Origin of the sequence: Microbispora sp. CA-102843 (assembly GCF_050936215.1) — a bacterium.
Classification (GTDB): Bacteria; Actinomycetota; Actinomycetes; order Streptosporangiales; family Streptosporangiaceae; genus Microbispora.
The window spans coordinates 4467921-4486026 of record NZ_JBNJNF010000001.1 but is presented as its reverse complement, the minus strand read 5'-3'; the positions used below and the strand labels follow the sequence as shown (position 1 = coordinate 4486026).

The 18106-nt window shown below is 71.1% G+C and carries 18 protein-coding genes; 1 reads left to right on the top strand and 17 read right to left on the bottom strand.

What is annotated here, in order from left to right; all coding sequences use genetic code 11:
- Window positions 1-11: 11 nt before the first annotated feature.
- The 12 genes from ACQEVJ_RS20705 to ACQEVJ_RS20650 form a co-directional block, all read right to left on the bottom strand.
- Complete coding sequence (locus ACQEVJ_RS20705; RefSeq protein ID WP_433103383.1) at window positions 12-1688, bottom strand: AMP-binding protein; 1677 nt, start codon at window positions 1686-1688, stop codon at window positions 12-14.
- Between the two features lie 2 nt (window positions 1689-1690).
- Entirely contained in the window at window positions 1691-2917 is a 1227-nt protein-coding gene (locus ACQEVJ_RS20700) for an NADH:flavin oxidoreductase (protein WP_433103381.1), read from the bottom strand.
- A 98-nt stretch (window positions 2918-3015) separates the two neighbouring features.
- On the bottom strand, window positions 3016-3372 hold the full coding sequence (locus ACQEVJ_RS20695; protein WP_433103379.1) for a hypothetical protein: 357 nt from the start codon (window positions 3370-3372) through the stop codon (window positions 3016-3018).
- A 3-nt stretch (window positions 3373-3375) separates the two neighbouring features.
- Window positions 3376-4083, bottom strand: coding sequence for an ABC transporter ATP-binding protein (locus ACQEVJ_RS20690; protein WP_433103377.1), 708 nt, complete (start codon window positions 4081-4083; stop codon window positions 3376-3378).
- Complete coding sequence (locus ACQEVJ_RS20685; protein WP_433103375.1) at window positions 4080-4856, bottom strand: ABC transporter ATP-binding protein; 777 nt, start codon at window positions 4854-4856, stop codon at window positions 4080-4082. Before ACQEVJ_RS20685 ends, ACQEVJ_RS20690 begins: the two co-directional genes overlap by 4 nt.
- Window positions 4843-7080, bottom strand: coding sequence for an ABC transporter permease subunit (locus ACQEVJ_RS20680; RefSeq protein WP_433103373.1), 2238 nt, complete (start codon window positions 7078-7080; stop codon window positions 4843-4845). The genes ACQEVJ_RS20685 and ACQEVJ_RS20680 overlap by 14 nt, the downstream gene beginning before the upstream one ends.
- A gap of 237 nt (window positions 7081-7317) precedes the next feature.
- Complete coding sequence (locus ACQEVJ_RS20675; protein WP_433103371.1) at window positions 7318-8736, bottom strand: ABC transporter substrate-binding protein; 1419 nt, start codon at window positions 8734-8736, stop codon at window positions 7318-7320.
- A gap of 61 nt (window positions 8737-8797) precedes the next feature.
- Window positions 8798-9559: an SDR family NAD(P)-dependent oxidoreductase gene (locus ACQEVJ_RS20670; RefSeq protein ID WP_433103369.1), complete on the bottom strand. Its 762-nt coding sequence runs from the start codon at window positions 9557-9559 to the stop codon at window positions 8798-8800.
- A 443-nt stretch (window positions 9560-10002) separates the two neighbouring features.
- Complete coding sequence (locus tag ACQEVJ_RS20665; protein WP_433103367.1) at window positions 10003-10296, bottom strand: hypothetical protein; 294 nt, start codon at window positions 10294-10296, stop codon at window positions 10003-10005.
- A gap of 9 nt (window positions 10297-10305) precedes the next feature.
- Window positions 10306-10491 carry a helix-turn-helix domain-containing protein gene (locus ACQEVJ_RS20660; protein ID WP_433103365.1) on the bottom strand — a complete coding sequence of 62 codons (186 nt, stop codon included), beginning with the start codon at window positions 10489-10491 and terminating at the stop codon, window positions 10306-10308.
- A gap of 78 nt (window positions 10492-10569) precedes the next feature.
- Window positions 10570-11394, bottom strand: a complete 825-nt coding sequence (locus ACQEVJ_RS20655; protein WP_433103363.1) for a phosphoenolpyruvate hydrolase family protein — start codon at window positions 11392-11394, stop codon at window positions 10570-10572.
- A 1-nt stretch (window position 11395) separates the two neighbouring features.
- Complete coding sequence (locus tag ACQEVJ_RS20650; RefSeq protein WP_433103361.1) at window positions 11396-12643, bottom strand: Tm-1-like ATP-binding domain-containing protein; 1248 nt, start codon at window positions 12641-12643, stop codon at window positions 11396-11398.
- Window positions 12644-12736: 93 nt separating this feature from the next.
- Here ACQEVJ_RS20650 and ACQEVJ_RS20645 point away from each other — a divergent pair, with 93 nt between their 5' ends.
- Window positions 12737-14143 carry a PLP-dependent aminotransferase family protein gene (locus ACQEVJ_RS20645; protein WP_433103359.1) on the top strand — a complete coding sequence of 469 codons (1407 nt, stop codon included), beginning with the start codon at window positions 12737-12739 and terminating at the stop codon, window positions 14141-14143.
- Window positions 14144-14291: 148 nt separating this feature from the next.
- On the opposite strand, the gene ACQEVJ_RS20640 is transcribed toward ACQEVJ_RS20645, so the two are convergent.
- Genes ACQEVJ_RS20640 through ACQEVJ_RS20620 form a run of 5 tightly spaced genes read right to left on the bottom strand, consistent with a single transcriptional unit; the run spans window position 14292 to window position 18061 of the window.
- Entirely contained in the window at window positions 14292-14963 is a 672-nt protein-coding gene (locus ACQEVJ_RS20640; protein WP_433103357.1) for a GntR family transcriptional regulator, read from the bottom strand.
- Window positions 14957-15787, bottom strand: a complete 831-nt coding sequence (locus ACQEVJ_RS20635) for an ROK family protein (RefSeq protein ID WP_433103355.1) — start codon at window positions 15785-15787, stop codon at window positions 14957-14959. Before ACQEVJ_RS20635 ends, ACQEVJ_RS20640 begins: the two co-directional genes overlap by 7 nt.
- Window positions 15784-16608, bottom strand: coding sequence for a carbohydrate ABC transporter permease (locus tag ACQEVJ_RS20630; RefSeq protein ID WP_433103352.1), 825 nt, complete (start codon window positions 16606-16608; stop codon window positions 15784-15786). The genes ACQEVJ_RS20635 and ACQEVJ_RS20630 overlap by 4 nt, the downstream gene beginning before the upstream one ends.
- A complete protein-coding gene (locus ACQEVJ_RS20625) occupies window positions 16605-17555 on the bottom strand; it encodes a carbohydrate ABC transporter permease (RefSeq protein WP_433103349.1) in 951 nt (316 codons plus the stop codon). The genes ACQEVJ_RS20630 and ACQEVJ_RS20625 overlap by 4 nt, the downstream gene beginning before the upstream one ends.
- Complete coding sequence (locus ACQEVJ_RS20620; RefSeq protein ID WP_433103347.1) at window positions 17552-18061, bottom strand: extracellular solute-binding protein; 510 nt, start codon at window positions 18059-18061, stop codon at window positions 17552-17554. The genes ACQEVJ_RS20625 and ACQEVJ_RS20620 overlap by 4 nt, the downstream gene beginning before the upstream one ends.
- Window positions 18062-18106: the final 45 nt, after the last annotated feature.

Genomic DNA, 18106 nt, shown 5'->3' with positions numbered 1-18106 from the left:
TCCGCTCTCCTTCACGCCTGGCCGAGGAAGCGCAGGCGCCCGTTGGCGGCGAACTCCTCGCGCAGCGCGGCCTTGTCCTGTCCGGTCATGAGGGCGTAGTCCGGCGCGCCCCGGCCGGTCCATCGGTGGACGGAATCGCCGGTCCGCCAGCCCTCCATCTGCATCTCCTTCTTGCGCAGCTTGTTCGACCCGGTGGCCGGCAGCGCGTGGGAGACCCGCACGTAGCGCGGCGCCCCCTTGGTGCCGAGGTCCTCCTGCGCGGCCAGGAACTCCGGCAGGCCGAGGTCCTCGAACGACGTGCCCTCGGGGATCTCGAGCGCGGCCATGACCTGGTCGCCGGAGCGTGGGTCGGGCACGCCGAACACGGCCGCCGCGACGATCAGCGGGTGCCGGCGCAGCACGCGCTCGGTGAGCAGCGCGGAGATGTTCTCGCCGTCCACCCGGATCCAGTCGCCCGACCGGCCCGCGAAGTAGATGTAGCCCTCCTCGTCGATGTAGCCGAGGTCGCCGGTCCAGTACCAGCCGTGCCTGACCCGCTCGGCGTTGGCCGCCTCGTTCTTGTAGTAGCCCTCGAACCTGGCCGCGCCCTCGACGTCCACGATCTCGCCGATGGCCTCCTCGGCGTTGGTCACCCGGCCGTGCGCGTCGAGCACGGCGCGCGGGCAGGTCTGCCGGGTCTCGGGGTTGACCACCCGTACGCCGGGGCGGGCCGGGCGGCCGAGCGCGGACGCCGGGCCCTCGGGCGCGAGCTTGATCATGCCGGCGCCCTCGCTCGACCCGTAGCTCTCGACGAGCCGGCAGCCGAACCTGCGCAGGAACTCCGCCTGGTCCTCCGGCGAGGCCTCGGTGCCGAAGGCGTGGTCGAGCGTGTTGTCGGCGTCGTCGGGCCGCTCGGGCTGAGCCAGGACGTACGCGATGGCCTTGCCGACGTAGGTGAAGAACGTGACGCCGTAGAAGCGGACGTCGGGCAGGAACCCGGAGGCGGAGAACTTCGGCACGAGGACGACCGTCGCCCCGGCGGTCAGCGACGGCGCCCACAGCGCCATCAGCGCGTTGCCGTGGAAGAGCGGCATGCAGCAATAGCTGACGTCGTGCCGCCGCACGTCGTACTTCTCGCAGTTGGCGTAGCCCAGCCCGGTCAGCCGGCCCTGGGAGCAGACGGCGGCCTTGGACGCGCCGGTGGTGCCCGAGGTGAACAGCAACAGCATCCGCGTCTTCGGCGTGATCTCCGGATCGCGTACCGGCTCGCCGGCGTGCGCGGCGACCGTGTCCGCGTAGTCGTCGCCGTCCACGAGCAGGAAGCGGTCGCGCGGCACGCCGATGTCGAGGCCGTCCAGCAGCTTCAGGCCCGCCTCGTCGGTGACGACGAGCTGCAGGTCGGTGTGCCTGACCTCCTGCTCCAGGTAGGCGCCCCGCCGGGTGCTGTTGATCCCGACGATCGTCGCGCCGCTCAGCGCGGCGGCGCCGAGCCAGAAGATGTACTCGGGGGTGTTGTCGAGCAGCACCCCGATGTGGAAGGGCCCGTCGGGGTAAGAATCGGACGCGCGGAGCGCCCGGGCCAGCGCCGCCCGGGCGGCGCTCTCCCGCACCACCTCGTCCCAGGTCCAGGTGCGCTCGCGGGTCCGCAGGCCGGGGTGGTCGTCGCCCAGGCGGTCGAGCAGCAGGTCGGCGATGGTCTCCCGGCGCACCGCTACCCCTTCTGCCGTACGGCGATCGGGCCGGTCAGCACGCAGTGGGTGCCGCCGTAGATCGCGGTCATGCACTTGTTGCAGTGGATGCACAGCGACCTGACGCTGTTGTCGGCCTGGATGCGGTTGATGAGGTCGGGCTCGCGCAGCAGCGCCCTGGCCATCGCGACGAACTGGAAGCCCTCGGCCATCGCCTGGTCCATGACCTGCTTGCTGGTGATCCCGCCGAGCAGGATGAGCGGCATCTTCAGCGCGGCGCGGAACTGCCGGGCGTCGTCGAGCAGGTAGGCGTCCTTGTAGGGGTAGGCGCGCAGGAAGTGCTTGCCGACGAGCTGGACGCCCAGCTTCACCGGCTGCTTCATGACCGCGGCGAACTCGCGCAGCGGGGCGTCGCCCTTGAACAGGTACATGGGGTTGAGCAGCGAGCTGCCGGCGGTGAGCTCCAGCGCGTCGAGCGAGCCGTCCTCCTCCAGCCACCGGGCGACCTGGATGGACTCGTCCAGCCAGAAGCCGCCTGGCACGCCGTCGTCCATGTTGAGCTTGGCGGTGATCGCGATCCGGTCGCCGACGGCGTCGCGCACCGCGCGGGCGATGTCCCTGGACAGGCGGGCGCGGTTCTCCAGGCTGCCGCCGTACTCGTCCTTGCGGTGGTTGACCCGCGGGCTGAGGAACGAGCTGGCCAGGTAGTTGTGCCCGAGGTGGATCTCGACGGCGTCGAAGCCCGCCTCGATCGCCATCTTCCCCGCGTGGGCGTGGGCGGCGACGATCCGCCGCAGGTCGTCCTGGGTCGCGGCCTTGGTGAAGCTCGTCGTGGTGGCGTGGAAGTGCCGGGTGGGGCCGAGCGAGGGCAGCTTGTTCGACTTGGGGTTGGCGACCGGCCCGGCGTGGCCGATCTGCGCGGCGACGGCGGCGCCCTCGGCGTGCACGGCCTCGGTGAGCCTGCGCAGGCCCGGCAGCGCCTCGGGGGTCCACTGGATCTGGCGCGCGTCCGTGCGCCCCTCAGGGGCGACCGCGCAGTAGGCCACGGTGGTCATGCCGACGCCGCCCTGGGCGTGCCGTACGTGGAACTCGATCAGCTCGTCGGTGACCAGGCTCTTGCGGCTCAGCCCCTCGTAGGTGGCCGCCTTGATGACGCGGTTGCGCAGGGTCACGGGCCCGAGCCTCGCCGGGGCGAGCACGTCCGGAGCGTTCTGCGCGGCCTCCTCGGACGGGGGCGATGTCTGTGTCAAGAGAGATCCTCCACTCCGGTCTTCAAGCGGTCCAGACGTTAGTCAGCGGGACCCGCCGGCGATCCGGCGAATCCCGCTGACCGGGAGAAATCCGGCCGTCAGGCCCCTCGGCCCTCCAGGACGGCGGCGATCCGGTCCGCCTGCGCCTCGCTCTCCAGGAGCTGGCGCAGCAGCCACAGCCGCAGCACGCCCGCCACCGCGGCGGCGAGGTACAGCGCGGCGCCGAGCACGGTCACCGCGGCGCACGCCATCGCGAGGATCTGGAAGGAGCCGATGTCCCTCAGGTCGTCCTGGGTGAGCGAGTTGTTGTACGCGACGAGCCCGCCCACGACGCCGGCCACCATCAGCAGCGCGCCAAGGATCCGCACCTTGCCGTCGTGCCTGGACCCGTCGGTCTTCAGCTTCATCCGCGCCACGTCCGACGTGAACCGCTCACGTCGTTCCTCGGTCAGCATCCGTCAGCCTCCTAGGTAGCTGCTCGACAGTTGGTCCTCGATCTCGTCCGGCCGGCCGACCGCGACGACGCGCCCGTGCAGCATCAGGGCCGCGGTGTCGGCGATGGGCAGCACGACGCGGGCGAACTGCTCGGCCACCAGCACCGACAGTCCCTCCGCCACGAGCTGCGCCACGGTGTCGTACATCTGGGTGACGATCATCGGGGCGAGTCCCATGGACAGCTCGTCGAGCAGCAGGATCGCCGGGGCGGTGCCGAGCGCGCGCGACAGCGCGAGCATCTGCTGCTGGCCGCCCGACAGCGAGCCCGCGAGCTGGTGGCGGCGCTCGCCGAGGATCGGGAAGCGGCCGTAGGCGGCCTCCTCCAGGTCCGCCAGGCGCGCCCCGGTGCCGGTTGCCGCCCACAGGTTCTCCCGCACGGTCAGGTTGGGGAACACGCCCCTGCCCTCGGGGATTGAGCAGACCCCGAGCCGCGCGGCGTCCTGGGCGGTGATGCCGTTGACCCGCCGCCCGGCCAGCCGCAGCTCTCCTCCCGTGACAGGCAGCAGCCCGGCGCAGACCTTCATCATGGTGGACTTGCCGCCGCCGTTCGGGCCGAGCAGGGCGACCACCGAGCCAGCGTGGACCTTCAGGTCCACCCCGTGCAGCACCTGGATCGGCCCGTACGCCGCGCGGACGCCCGCCAGTTCCAGCAGCGGCGCCTGCTCGTTCATCCGATGACCTCCCCCGTGCCTACTTCTTCGGGGCCGGCTGCTTCGGTGCCGGCTTCTTCGGTGCCGATGTAGGCCGCGACCACCTCGGGCGACTCCCGGATCTCCTTCGGTGCGCCGGAGGCGATGACCCTGCCGTAGTCGAGCACGTGGATCGCCGCGCACAGCCGCATGACCAGCGGCAGATCGTGCTCGACCAGGCAGACCGCCAGCCCCTCGGAGGCGAGGCCGGTCAGCAGCCCGGCGAACGCCTCGGTCTCCGCCTCGGTCTGGCCCGAGGCGGGCTCGTCCAGCAGGAGCACGCGCGGGGCGGTCATCAGCGCCCGCGCGACCTCCACGACCCTGGCGCGGCCGGTCGGGATCGCGGAGACCTCGAGGTGGGCGATGTCGGCCAGGCCGGTGCGCTCCAGGACACGGTCGGTCTCCTTCTCCACGTCCACCCTGCGTCCGGTGGCCCGCAGGATGTCCCCTGCGACCCTCACGTTGTCGCGCACCGACAGCGACAGGAACAGCTCCAGCCGCTGGAACGTGCGGGCCAGGCCCAGGCGGGCCCGCCCGGCCGGGGCGAGGCGGGTGATGTCGGCGCCGTCGAGCAGCACCTGCCCGGCGGCCGGCCGCTGCAGCCCGGTGACCGTGTTGAACAGCGTGGTCTTGCCGGCGCCGTTCGGGCCGATCAGGCCGGTGATCCGGCCGGCCTCGACGCCGATGCTCACGTCGTCGACCGCGGTGTTGCCACCGAACCGTACGCTGATGTTCCTTGTCTCAAGCAGCGGCATGGACGCTCGCCTCCTTCCGCGCCGTACGCTCCCGGACGGGAAGTCCCAGCTCGCGGTCGAGCCGCTCGCGCAGCTCGTCGGTGTACGGCTCGTCCACGCCGGCCAGCTCCAGCGGGGTCGCCCGCGCGGCCGGGGAGGTGAGCCTTCTACCGATCACCGGCAGGCCCATGACCACGCACGCGGTCAGGATGGCGAACCACCAGTTGCCGATGACGCCGGTCAGCGCCAGGACGTACAGCACGGCCTCGACGGCGGCGCCGCCGATCAGCACGGGCCGGGCGTTCCGCAGCGCCCGGTAGCCCTCGACGATGTCGTGGACGGTGCCGCTGGGGTTCTTGCCGACCCCCATGCCGACCAGGGCGGTCGCGACGACCAGGATCTGGCCGATGGACGAGTAGAGCGACCCCATCGAGGGGTGGGCCAGGGCGAGGTCGTTGAACGTGCCGACCATGATGGTGAAGCCGATGCCGGACATCAGGCCACCGAACAGCGCCCCGCTGAGGTAGCCGATGCCGCCGACGACGGTGAGCATCACCAGCGCGAGGCTGCCCATGATGGTGAAGCTGTCGCCCGACACCGAGCCGGCCGCGCTCGCCATCAGCACCCCGCCCAGGCCGGCGATCGCCGCCGACAGCATGAACACGCTGGATTTCAGCTTCACCAGGTTCTGGCCGAGCATCGCGGCCGCCGCCGGGCTGTCCTTCATCGCCGCCAGGCGCCTGCCGTACCCGCTGTTGCGCAGCGCCGCCAGGCCCACCGCGATCAGCGCGAACAGCGCGGTCGCGGTGAGCAGGAACGTGCGGGGATCGCGCAGGTCGAGCGGGCCGACCCGGAGCGGCGGCACGACCAGCGTGCCGTCCGGGAAGATCGAGAAATCGACGCCGAAGAGCGTGTGCCGGGTGGTGTCGCGCAGCACCATGTTCGACAGGAACACGCCGAAGGCCATGGTGGCGAGCGCCAGATAGAGGCCGCGCAGCCGCAGCGCGGGCAGCGCGACCAGGCCGCCGACCACGGCGGCGACGAGCACGGCGAGCAGGATCCCCCACAGCGTCAGGCGGGCGGCCAGGCCGCTCCCGGTCACGCCGAAATGGAAGGCTATGATCGTGGCGACCGCGCCGAACGAGAGCGGAGCCAGGTTGATCTCCCCGGCGTAGCCGGTCAGCACGGTGAGCGACAGCGCGATGATCGCGAACGTCATGCCGAGGGCGAACGTCGTGATCGAGGACTCGTCCATGAGCAGCGCTAGCAGGAAGACGCCCGCCACCAGCGCGGTCCCCCAGCCGGCCGCGGCGCGCACGGTCGGCGCACGGTAGCGCTCCCGGGTCCGTACGGCCGCCACCCGCAGCCGGTCCTGCGGCAGCACGATGAGCACGACGAACAGGATGATCATGGGGAGCGAGACGCGGAGGTTGCCGGCCCAGGTCCAGTCGGTCGGCAGGTACCCCACGACGTACGTGGCGGCCATGCCGAGCACCATCGCTCCGGCGAACGTGCGCGGGATGCTGCGCAGCCGGCCGAAGACCGCGGCGGCGAACGCGTCGATGACGAGCAGGGTGAGCTGGTTGGCCTCCAGCGCGCCGCCCCCGATCGGGGTGACGAGGATGCCGGCCAGCACGGCGAGGGTCGAACCCATCACCCAGGAGATCATGGCGATCCGGTCGGGGTCGTAGCCGTTGAGCCTGAGCAGGTCGGGGTCGTCGACCGCGCCCCGCATCACCACCCCGACGCGGGTGCGGGTGAACAGCAGCCGCAACCCGAGGGCGATCGCCACGGCGGCCACCAGGCAGAGGATCTCGTGGACCCGGACGACGACGCCGGCGAACTCGACCTTCGCGCCGGAGCCGAAGAACATCTCCACGATCCGGGCCTCTTCGGGGTGCCAGATCCACTGGGAGAGGTAGACCATCCCGAGCAGGACCGCGACGGTCACTACGATCTTGGTGACGTCCGCGGTGCCCCGCAGGCCTTTCATGATCAGAAGGTAGAGGAGGGCGCCCATGGCGGGCCCCACGACGCCCAGCACCACGATCAGGGACAGCCACACGGGCAAGCCCCAGGCGGAGGTGAGCTGCCAGTAGAGGAAGGTGCCGAGCATCGCCTGCGCGCCGTGCGCGAAGTTGAAGATGCCCGAGGTGTTGTAGGTGAGGACCAGCCCGGAGGCGGCGACGGCGTAGACGGCCCCCAGGACGAGCCCGAGGATCGTGAAGGTCAGGAACGTGGTCATGCGTTGCCCTTGCTCTGGACACCGATGGCGGCGGCGGACCGGCCCGGACTCGCACCGGACCGGCCCGCCGCGGGATCAGGGAGTGCCCCGTGATCTTTCGCCGTAGCGAGGATCGGCCAGATGGATGCATCGCAAGGCGGAGGAGGAGCCCATAGCGGAGCTATGGGCGACGACGAGAACGCAGCGAGGCGCCATCTGGCCGACCGCAGTAGGCGAGAAAGATCACGGGGCACGACCTTAGACCTGCGGCTTGATCACGTTGGGGGTGAGGAAGGTGGTGGCGATCCGGTCCTCGTTGAGCTTGGTGCCCCACGTCGACGGGTCCGTCTTGAGCACGTTGCCCTTGTCGCAGTCGAACTCGCCGATGGTGGCCGGGGCGACCTGCTTGTAGGTCGATCCGGTGAGCTTCACCATCAGCGTGCAGTCGGACGGCATGTTGGCGCCTGGGTCGGTCGGGGCGTGCAGGCCGCCGCCGGTCCAGTCGTGCACCTGCGACAGCGTGTTCACCATGCACTGGCGGGTGAGGTCGGAGCCGCAGTCCTTGGCCGCCGTCGCCCACAGCAGGAACGCCGAGGTCGCCTGCATGCCGAGCAGCGCGGTCTTGCCGCCCTCCGCGTTGACCAGGTCGAGGTACTCCTTGACCGCAGGCACCTTGTCGGCGTTCTCGAACGGCTCGAAGATCAGCCCCGCGTGGATGGTGTCGCCCTGGCCGTTGGTGTTCCACTTGGCGACGGCCTGGCTGTACCAGGTCGCCTCGAACACCATGGTCGGTTTGACGCCGACCCGGTCGAGCGCCTCGAGCAGGCTGAACATGGCGGGGTCGGGCGTCTTGGACGTCCACAGCGCCTTGACGCCGCACGACTTGAACTTCTCGGCGAACGGCACGTAGCTGGGGTCGCCCTGGGTGGCGAGCTGGACGCCGCAGTCCTTCGGCGAGATGCCGAGCTCCTTCATGGCGGCCTTGATCTTGTTGCTGCCCGTGATCACGGCCGGCGAGTCGGACATGACCAGGTCCACGTCGTCCTTGAACTCGGGGAACGTCTTGGCGGCCAGGTTCAGCGGGGCGGCGTTGTAGTAGTCGACCGGGTAGGGCACCGGCTCGAACTTCATCGGGCCCATCGCGGCGTTCGGGCCGACGGTGTAGCCCGCGACCACCGGCAGGTTGCACGCCACGCGGTACTGCTCGGCCGCGTCGTCCATCGCGAAGCCCTCGCCGACCAGCATGAAGTCCTGCTTGCAGGCCTTCTGCATGACGGTGACCGACTGCATGTACGCGGCGTCGTACTGGTGTCCGACGATCTGCCGGCCGTTGATGCCGCCCTGTGCGTTACACCACTTGATCATGGTGCTGACCGCGTCGCCCATCTCCTTGGACAGGCCGGGGGCCTTGGGGAAACCGCGGTCGTCGCCGAAACCGATCGCGATCGAGGTGTCGGTGACGCCCTGGTCGGTGACGCCCTTGGCGTCGCCCTTCCCACAGGGCGACGGCAGGGTGCCGAACATCTCCTGACCCTGACCGCCCGCGGCGACGGACGGTTGCGCGTCGCCGCCGCTCGCCGGGACCGCCGCCGAGCCGCCGCGCTCGCCGGCGCAGCCCGCCAGCATCGCGAGGGCCAGGGCACCGGCCGCCACGCGGCCGATCGCCTTGCCGTTCATCCGGTGGTTCTCCTCTCACTGACCGCCAAACGGCGGCAGGTGGTGCGGGGGGTGCGGAGGCTCAGCCGAAGAAGGCCTGGCCGCCGTCGAGGGGCACGGTCGCGCCGGTCAGGTAGCGCAGGTCCGGGCCCACGAGCGCGACCACGGCGCGGCCAATGTCCTGCTCGCAGTCGCCGATGTAGCCGAGGGGGATGGTCCGGCGGAACGCCTCCGCCTCCTCGGGGAAGGCCTCCGTCCACCGCTTCAGCCCCGGGGACAGGGCGTGCGGGGCGATGCAGTTGGCGCGGATTCCGTCCGGTCCCCACTCGGTGGCCGCCGTACGCGTCAGCGAGCGCAGCGCCTGCTTCGCCGCGGCGTACGCGCCGTAGGTGGTGGGGTCCCAGCGGACCATGGCCGAGGTGACGAGGTTGACGATGCTGCCGCCGCCGCGCGCCTTCATGTGGGGATGGCAGGCCTTCATGAACGCGAACGCGGCGAACGGGCCGCTGCGGAAGCCCTTCTGGAAGTCCGCGTCGCTCAGCGACAGCAGCGGGCCGTACGCGCCGGAGTAGGCGTTGTTGACGAGGATGTCGATGCCGCCCAGCCGCTCGGCCACCTCCTCGACGACCGAGGGGATGGCGTCGGTGTCGCTCACGTCGCACACGAACGGCTCAGCCCGCGCGCCGCGCTCGCGGATCAGCTCGCAGGTCGCCTCCAGCTTCGCCGGCGTGCGGCCGAGCACCGCCACGGACGCGCCTTCCGAGGCGAGGGCGAGCGCGATGCCCTGGCCGACGCCCTGACCCGCTCCCGTAACAATCGCGACTTTTCCGTCCAGACTTCCCATGCGTCTTCCGTTCCGCCGTGCGTTGGGCCGAAATAGTGGTGTGACGCGGCACACCAAAAGTGACCAGTCCCGCTCACCGGGAACAGGCTGCCTGCCGCTGTGACGACGCCGGGGTGCGGTCCCGGTCACGGGGAGGCCCGCCGCCGCCTTGGCGGGCGTGGGGTTGAGTGGGACACCGCCGGATCAGCCGACACGGGAAGGACCTGCATGACCAGCTGCCGCTCTCCGAGAGAGGGCAGGCGGGCGACAGGGCCGCGTCCACACCGCCCACGCCCGTCCTCAGGAGCGATCTCGTGAAGCGGATGGTGCGCGGACCGGTGGAGCATCGGCCGGCATGTCACGGAGTAGGCGCGGACCCGGATCGATCCGCAGGGTCCGCCGACGGGCGACGCCCACGTGCTCCGCGGCGGTTCATACCTGTGCCACCGCTCCTACCGCAACCGCTACCGGGTGGCGGCGCGCACGGGCGACACTCCCGACTCGTGATCGGTCCGCACGTCGCCCTGGCCGATCCCGGCTTCGACGAGCCTCCGCAGTTGCGCGTGGGACAGCGCGCTCCGCGGCGCGCTCACCTCGGGCCGGGCGAGGACCGTCTCCAGTTCGGCCGTCACGACCTTGAGGTATCCGGGATGGCGTTCGGTGGAACGTATGACGTCCTCGAACACCTTGCGGATTCGGTCCCGGGTAGAGAGCGGAAGGGCGAGCTGCTGGTCGATGAGCGCCGTCAGGTTGGCCATCTGGTCCGCCTACAACGCGGTCAGCACCTCGTCCTTGGAACGGAAGTAGTTGAAGAAGGTCGCCCGGGAGACGCCGGCGGCTTCCGCGAGATCATCGGCCGTGGTGCCGGTGACACCGCGTTCGGCGTACAGGACCTTGGCGGCCTGCAGGATCCGCGCATGCGTCTCGCGTTTGTTGCGCTCTCGCGCGCCCATCCGGGCGTCTCCTTCCGTCTACTGCGACGTGACCCGCACCTTGTGAAGGATCCCGGTGAAGGCGAACGGGACGGACGGTCAGCCGAGCCGGAGGCGCTTGAAATGGGTCGCCTGGGCGGCGATGGCCTTCTCCGTGGGGAGGCGTTCCATCGACGACGCCCCGAAGAAACCCGCGATCCCGTTCGTGTGATCGAGGACGAACTGGGCGTCCTCCGGTTCGGCGATGGGACCGCCGTGGCAGAGCACGATGACGTCGGGGTTCACCGCGACGGCGGCATCGCGCATCTCCTGCACCGCGGCGGCCGCCTCTTCGAGGGTGAGGGCGGTTTCCGCGCCGATGCTGCCGCTCGTCGTCAATCCGACGTGGGGCACGAGGACGTCGGCTCCGGCCTCGGCCATCGCCGCGGCCTGGTCGGCGTCGAAGACGTAGGGGGCGGTGAGCAGGTCACGCCGGCGCGCTTCCCTGATCATGTCCACCTCGAGCCGGTAGCCCATCCCGGTCTCCTCGAGGTTCTGCCGGAACTTGCCGTCGTACAGGCCCACGGTGGGGAAGTTCTGCACGCCGGCGAAGCCCATCGCCTTGAGCTGGTCGAGGAAGGGGCCCATGAGGCGGAAGGGGTCCGTGCCGCAGACCCCGGCCAGCACGGGGGTGTCGCGCACGACCGGGAGGACTTCCCTGGCCATGTCGACGACGATCGCGTTGGCGTCGCCGTACGGAAGCAACCCGGCGAGCGACCCTCGGCCGGCCATGCGGTAGCGGCCCGAGTTGTAGATGATCAAGAGGTCGACGCCGCCGGCCTCGGCGGCCTTGGCCGACAGGCCGGTGCCGGCGCCCGCTCCGATGATGGGCCGGCCGGCCTCGGCGGTGGCGCGCAGGCGTTCGAGAGCTGTCTCGCGGTTCATCTCATTCTCCGGTTCGACGTGCGCAGATGAGGCGGTGCAGGGCTTCGGCCGCGGCACGGCCGAAGCCCGGATCGTTGATGGCGGCGTCCACGTCGTGGACGGGGACGCCGGTGTCCTTCAGGCCGTCCCGGAGCGCGGTGAAGCAGGCGGCGTCGGCGTCGGGGTCGGCGAAGGGCCCTCCTTCGACGTCGATCCCGGAGACGCCCTTGAGCGGCAGGTAGACCTCCACCGGCCCGGTGGCGCGGCTGAGCTTGTCGCCGATCCGGGCGCCCAGCTCGGCCATCTCGTCGCGGGTCGTCCGCATGAGGGTGACCGTGGGGTTGTGCACTAGGAACTTCCGGTCCGCGAACTTCTCCGGGACGGTGTCCCGGGGCCCGAAGTTGACCATGTCGAGCGCGCCGACGCTGACCACCTGCGGGATGCCGGCTCGCCCCGCCGCCTCCAGCCGGTCGGGGCCGGCGGTGAGGACCCCGCCGACGAGGTCGTCGGCCAGCTCGGTGGTGGTCAGGTCGAGGACGCCGTCGAGCATGCCGGAGGCGGCTAGTGCCTCCATCGCCCGCCCGCCGGACCCGGTGGCGTGGAAGACGAGCACTTCGTATCCGGCACCGGTCAGGTAGTCACGGGCTTCGTCCACGGCGGGCGTGGTGAGCCCGAACATCGTGGCGCCGACGAGCTTCCGCTCGTCGCCCGTCTCTGTGCCGGTCTCTGTGCGAACCCGGGCGTACCGCTGGGCCATCCCGGCCGCCGCGGCGGCGGCGTTGCCGAGAACCGCTCGCGAGAGGCGGTTGATGCCGGAGATGTCCACGACGGAGTACATGAGGGTGACGTCGGCGTCTCCGACGTAGGGGCCGACGTCGCCCGAGGCCATGGTCGAGACCAGCAGCTTGGGCACTCCGACGGGCAGGGCCTGAAGCGCACGGGCGGCGACGGACGAGCCGCTGGAGCCGCCGATCGCGAGAAGGCCGTCGAGACGCCCCTCCTCGAACAGCCGCCGCACGATCACGGCGGCGCCGGTCGCCATCGCGTCCATGGCGGCGCCGCGGTCGCGGGCGTCGCGGAGCCGGTCGAGCTCGGTGCCGGCCGCCCGCGCCACCTCCTCCGCGCCGATGTCGGCGAGTTCCGCCCCCTGGGCGAAGGTGCCGACATTGATCAGGAGCACGTCGCAGCCCGCGTCACGCAGTTGGTCGCGGACCCAGCGATACTCCTCGGTCTTGGTGTCCAGCGTTCCCAGCAGCACTACTGTCGCCACCGCGACCTCCTGTCGTCGTCATCGACCTGCGCGTACGGACGAGGATGTCCGGCCGTCGCCGCATCGGCCAGGCCAATCACGCAGAATTGGTCCATGGCCCGTGCGGAACACGTCGACAGTGCCGCGTTGGCCCGCTTGATCGGGGGATGGCGGGCGGAGGACGTGCCGCTGCCGCACGCGCTCGCCGACGCGCTCGCCGAGCTGATCGCCGGCAACGTGCTGGTCGACGGGGCCGCGCTGCCGCCGCAACGCGCGCTGGCCGCCGCGCTGGGGGTGTCCCGCGGGACCGTCGCCGAGGCGTACGCGGAGCTGGCCGCGCGGGGACGGCTGACGTCCCGGCAGGGGTCCGGGTCGCGCATCCGGCGCGACCGGAGTGCGGGAGGAGATCACCCCGTCGAGGGACGGTTGGCGTCCTTCGGGCGCACCCGCCGCCCCGTCGAGCTGGACCTCTCCAGCGGCGCCCTGCCCGCCCTGTCGCTGGTGCGGGACGTCGTCGCGGCGGTCGACCTGGGCGAGCTCGACGTCTACCTCGCGGATGACGGCTACTACGCCGCGGGGCTGCCTCGTCTTCGCACGATCGTGGCCGAGCAGTACACCACGCAGGGTCTGCCGACCGAGCCGGATCAGATCCTCGTCACGTCCGGGTCCCAGCAGGCCGTCTGGTTGTGCGCGTCGTCCCTGGTCGCGCCGGGAGACGAGGTCCTGGTCGAGGAGCCGAGCTACCGAGGTGCGATCGAGGCGTTCCGTACGGCTGGGGCGCGGCTGACGGGGGTGCCCGTACGAGAGGACGGCCTCGACCTCGACCACCTCGAACGGGTCGTCCATCGGGCCGCCCTGCTCTACTGCCAGCCCGCGGCGCACAACCCCACCGGGATCAGCCTGCCGGCGGCGGCCAGGAAGCGGCTCAGCGAGATCGTCGGCAGGCACGGCGTGCTGACGATCGAGGACCGATCGTGCGCCGACCTCGTCCTCGACGACCGCGGGGTCCGGCCCCCGCTGCCCGACCCGGCGAATCCCGGCTCCGCGAATACCGGCTCGGTGATCCGGATCGGCACCGCGTCCAAACTGCTCTGGGGCGGACTGCGGGTCGGGTGGATCCGCGCGGAGCGTCCGATGATCGTGCGGCTGACGCAGGCCAAGGCGGCGCTGGACCTGGCGGCTCCGGTGATCGACCAGATGGTGACCGCCGAGCTCCTGGCGCAGGCCGATCGGGCCCGGCAGGAGCGCACCCGGCGCCTGCGGGCCCATCTCGCCGAGGCGGCGGCGGTCCTGGCAGAACGGCGCCCGGCGTGGCGGTGGACGCCGCCGCACGGCGGCACGGCGCTGTGGATCGACACCGGAACCGACGCCGTCGCCATGGCCGAACGCGCACGGAGGAGGGGCGTGCTGGTCACCGCGGGACCGGCCTTCTCCCCCTCGAACGCGCAGCGTTCCCATCTGCGGCTGCCGTTCTGGAGGCCCGTGGAGCAGTTCGCGCACGCGGTCGAGCTCCTCGAGTGAGGTACTCCGACAGCAGACTCCACTTCCGGCCGCGCCACTGGCCGTGGGACCAGTCGGGGTCTCCGCTGTAGCCCACGCCGAGGTTCAGCGCGATGCAGCCGCGCCGACTCGGGCATCCGGGTCCCGCTGCGATAGGCGAAGGGCCTGATCACTGGGCGTCGAAGGTGAGGCGTTTGACGTAGAACGCGTGGGCGCCCGCGGCCACTCCGAGGGTCGTGGCGTCCTCGTCGAGCACGCCGCCGACCGTGAAGGTCTCGACGGCCTCGCGCGGGACCAGGCCGTAGCGCTCGTTGAGGGTCTGGTAGAGCGACCGGTCGCTGAAGTCGAGGTCGTCGATGCCGGGGAACCGGTCGAGCGGGAGGAGCGCGGTCTGCACTCTCACGGGCCGGGAGCCGTCGGTCCTGAGCCTGCGCAGCCGCAGCATCCGGGCGTCGGCCGGCAGCTGCATCTCGGGGGGCAGGTCCTCCTCGCCCGCGGTGACGACCGTCTGGCCGAGGACCCGCGAGCCCGCGCTGTGGCCGAGCTGGGCGAGTTCGGCGGTGAAGGACGTGACCCACCGCGCGCCGGCGGTCAGGCTCGTGTCGCGGACGAAGGTGCCCCGGCCCTGTTCCCTGACCAGCACCCCGCGGTCGACCAGCCGGGCCACCGCCTGCCGCACCGTGACGCGGCTGACGCCGTACGCCCTGCCCAGCTCCTCCTCGGTCGGCAGCCGCTGGCCCGGCACCCACTCGCCGGCGTCGACGCGTTGCTGCAGGCTCCGCTCGACCTGCAGGTAGAGAGGGACTCCCGAGGTGGGGTCCAGCCCCTTGACGATCACCATTCCTCCGTTCTGGCGATGAGGAGTGCTCCCACGACGCCCGCCCGGGATCCCAGGGCGGCGGGCCGCACCGGCACCCGGCGGCCGTCGGGTGAGGCGAACCTCGTGACGTGCCGCTGCAGCGGAGGGCCGAGGACGTCCATCGCGTCGGCCAGCCCGCCGCCGATGAGAATGATCTCGGGATCGATCGTGCTGGCGACCGCCGCGACTCCCCTGGCGAGGCGGGCGGCGTACGCGTCGAGTGCGGCGCACGCCCGTTCGTCCCCCTCGCGGGCCGCGGCCACCAGAGTGGGACCGTCGCGCAGCGACGTGCCGGAGGCGGCCTGCTCGAACGGGCCGTGGACCGGGTCGTCCGGCACGTCGGCCGGCAGCCAGCCCCACGATCCGGCGCTGCCGTGGACTCCGCGCCAGATCCGGCCGTCGATCAGAAGGGCGCCGCCGATACCGGTCCCGACGGCCAGCAGCACAGCGGACCTGACCCCCTTGGCCGCGCCCTCCGCGGCCTCGGCGAGCAAGGTGAGGTGGCCGTCCAGGCCGAGCCGCACCGGCGCGCCGAGGCGGGTCTCCAGATCCTCCCGCAGCGGCCGGCCCTCCAGCCACGGCAGCGCGGGGACGAACAGCGGCCGGTCCTCGCCGGAGGTCCCCGGCAGGCCGATCCCGACTCCCGCCGGTCGTACGACTCCCGCGCAGAGCCCGGCCACCTGGGTGAGGAAGGCGTCGTAGGAGCCGGCCACCGGAGCCGTGACGAGCTCGCCGCGCCCGTCCGGCGTCGCGGCCAGGACCCGTACGGAGGTGCCGCCGACGTCGATGCCGACGAACGTCGTCATCCCTTCACCCCCGTCCGGGAGATGCTCTGCACGAACACGCGCTGGGCGAGCAGGAACACCACGATCGTGGGCACGCTGGCGATCAGCGCTCCGGCCATGACCACGTTCTGGTACTGCACGCTCGTGCTGTAGGACAGCAGGCGGCTCAGCGCGAGGACGACGGGGAACTTGTCGTCCGACTGCAGGATCGACAGCGGCCACAGGAAGTTGTTCCAGTAGAAGACGAAGGCGAAGATCGCGAGGCTGACCAGCGCGGGACGCAGCAGCGGCGTGACGATCTGCCAGACGATGCGCGCCTCCGAGGCGCCGTCCAACCGGGCGGCCTCGATCAGCTCCTCGGGGACGTCCGCGATGAACTGCCGCATCAGGAAGATGCCGAAGGCGTTCGCCAGCCAGGGCAGCATCACGCCCAGGTAGGAGTCGGCCAGGCCCATGGTGGAGACCAGCCAGTACAACGGCACCAGGGTCACGATCGGCGGCAGGAACATCGTGGCGACGACCGACCAGAAGAGCAGGTCGCGGCCCCGGAAGCGATACTTCGCGAACACGAAGCCGGCCATGACGCTGGTCACCAGGACCGACAGCGTCGAGACCCCGGCGATCAGGACGCTGTTGACGAAGGCGCTGCCGAAGGGGACGGCCTGGAAGACCTCGCCGAACGCGGAGAGCGACGCGTGGGACGGGAACCAGGTCGGCGGCGCCTTCTGCAGCTCCTCCGGGCCCTTCAGGGCCGAGATCACCATCCAGTAGAGGGGGAACAGCGGCACCAGGATGACCAGCCCGAGTGCGAGAGCCGTGCCCGCGCGTGCCGTCCGCCTCATGACCGTCCCTCCGGCGCCGACCGCCGGCGCATGGCGGCGAGGACGACCCCCGCGACGGCGACCAGCACGAGCAGCAGGCTGGAGGCCATCGCGCTCGCCTGGCCCGCCATCCCGTTCTGGAACGCCGCCCGCTGGATCGCGTACGACAGGACCGTGGTGCTCTCGGCCGGCCCGCCCTGGGTGAGGATGTAGACGGGGTCGAAGACCTGGATCGCGTTGATCGCGGCGATCAGCACGATGAAGGTCGTCGTACGGCGGAGCAGGGGCAGCGTGACGCTGAACGTCTGCCGCCAGAAGCCGGCGCCGTCGATGCGGGCCGCCTCGTACACGTCGTCGGGAATCTGGGTGAGCCCCGCGATGACCAGGATCGTGTAGTAACCGGTCATCTGCCATACATGGAAGACGACCAGGGAGAACAGCGCCGTCTGGGGGTCGCTCAGCCAGGCGGGCGAATCGATCCCGACGGCGTCGAGCGCCTGCGAGATCGGGCCGTAGCCGGGCGCGTACAGCGCGCCCCAGACGATCGCGATGGCCACCGTGGGGATGACGTAGGTCGAGAACAGGGCGGCCCGCGCCGCCGCCTTGCCCGCGACCTTCGGGAAGTAGAGCAGCATCCCGAGCGCCAGGGCCAGCGGAACCGTCGTCACCAGGACCAGCACGACGTACACCAGGGTGTTCCCGAGTGCGTTCAGGAAGTCGTCACTGTGCAGCAGGTCCGTGTAGTTGCCCAGGCCTCGCCACGTCATCTGCGACAGCGGCGTGTACATCGACCAGTCGTGCAGGCTGATCCAGAACGTCAGGGCGATCGGCACGGCGACGAACAGGACGATGACCGCCATCGCCGGCGAGAGGAAGGCGATCGCCGCCCCCCGCCTGGCGGACCCCCGAGCCCGGGCCCGCCATCCGGTGGTCCCCCGGACGGCGGTGCGGGACGCCTGGACCGTCATGCGCCGGCCTTTTCGAGGATGTCGGTGACCTCCTTCTGCGCCGCGGTCATCGCCTGCTGCGCGGTTTCCTTGCCGAACACGACGTTCTCGATGTGCTTCTGCACGGCCTGGCTCATGGCCTCGCCGCCGAGCACCGTCGGGAAAGGCTTCGCGTTCGGCAACTCGGCGACGTACGCCGCGATGAACGGGTCGGACAGGTCGGTCTTGTGCGCCGTGAGGTCGCTGGTCCTGCTGGGCAGGATGCCCATCGACATCAGGATGTCGCCCATCGCGGACGATCCGCCCTTGCCGCTCTCGGGTCCGTTGAGGAACTGGAGGAACTTCCACGCCGCGTCCTGCTTGGGCGACGAGGCCTTGCCGTTCACCATCGTCAGCCAGGAGTAGGACACGCCCGCTGACGCCGAGCCGCCCGGGCCGACCGGGACCGGCGCCACGCCGACGTCGGCGTACCGATCGCCCATCGCCTGCTTGAGCGCGCTCTGCCACCAGTTCGCCATGATGATCATGCCGGTCTAACGAATTTTGACCGAGAGCGGAAGATAGGGCGGTGA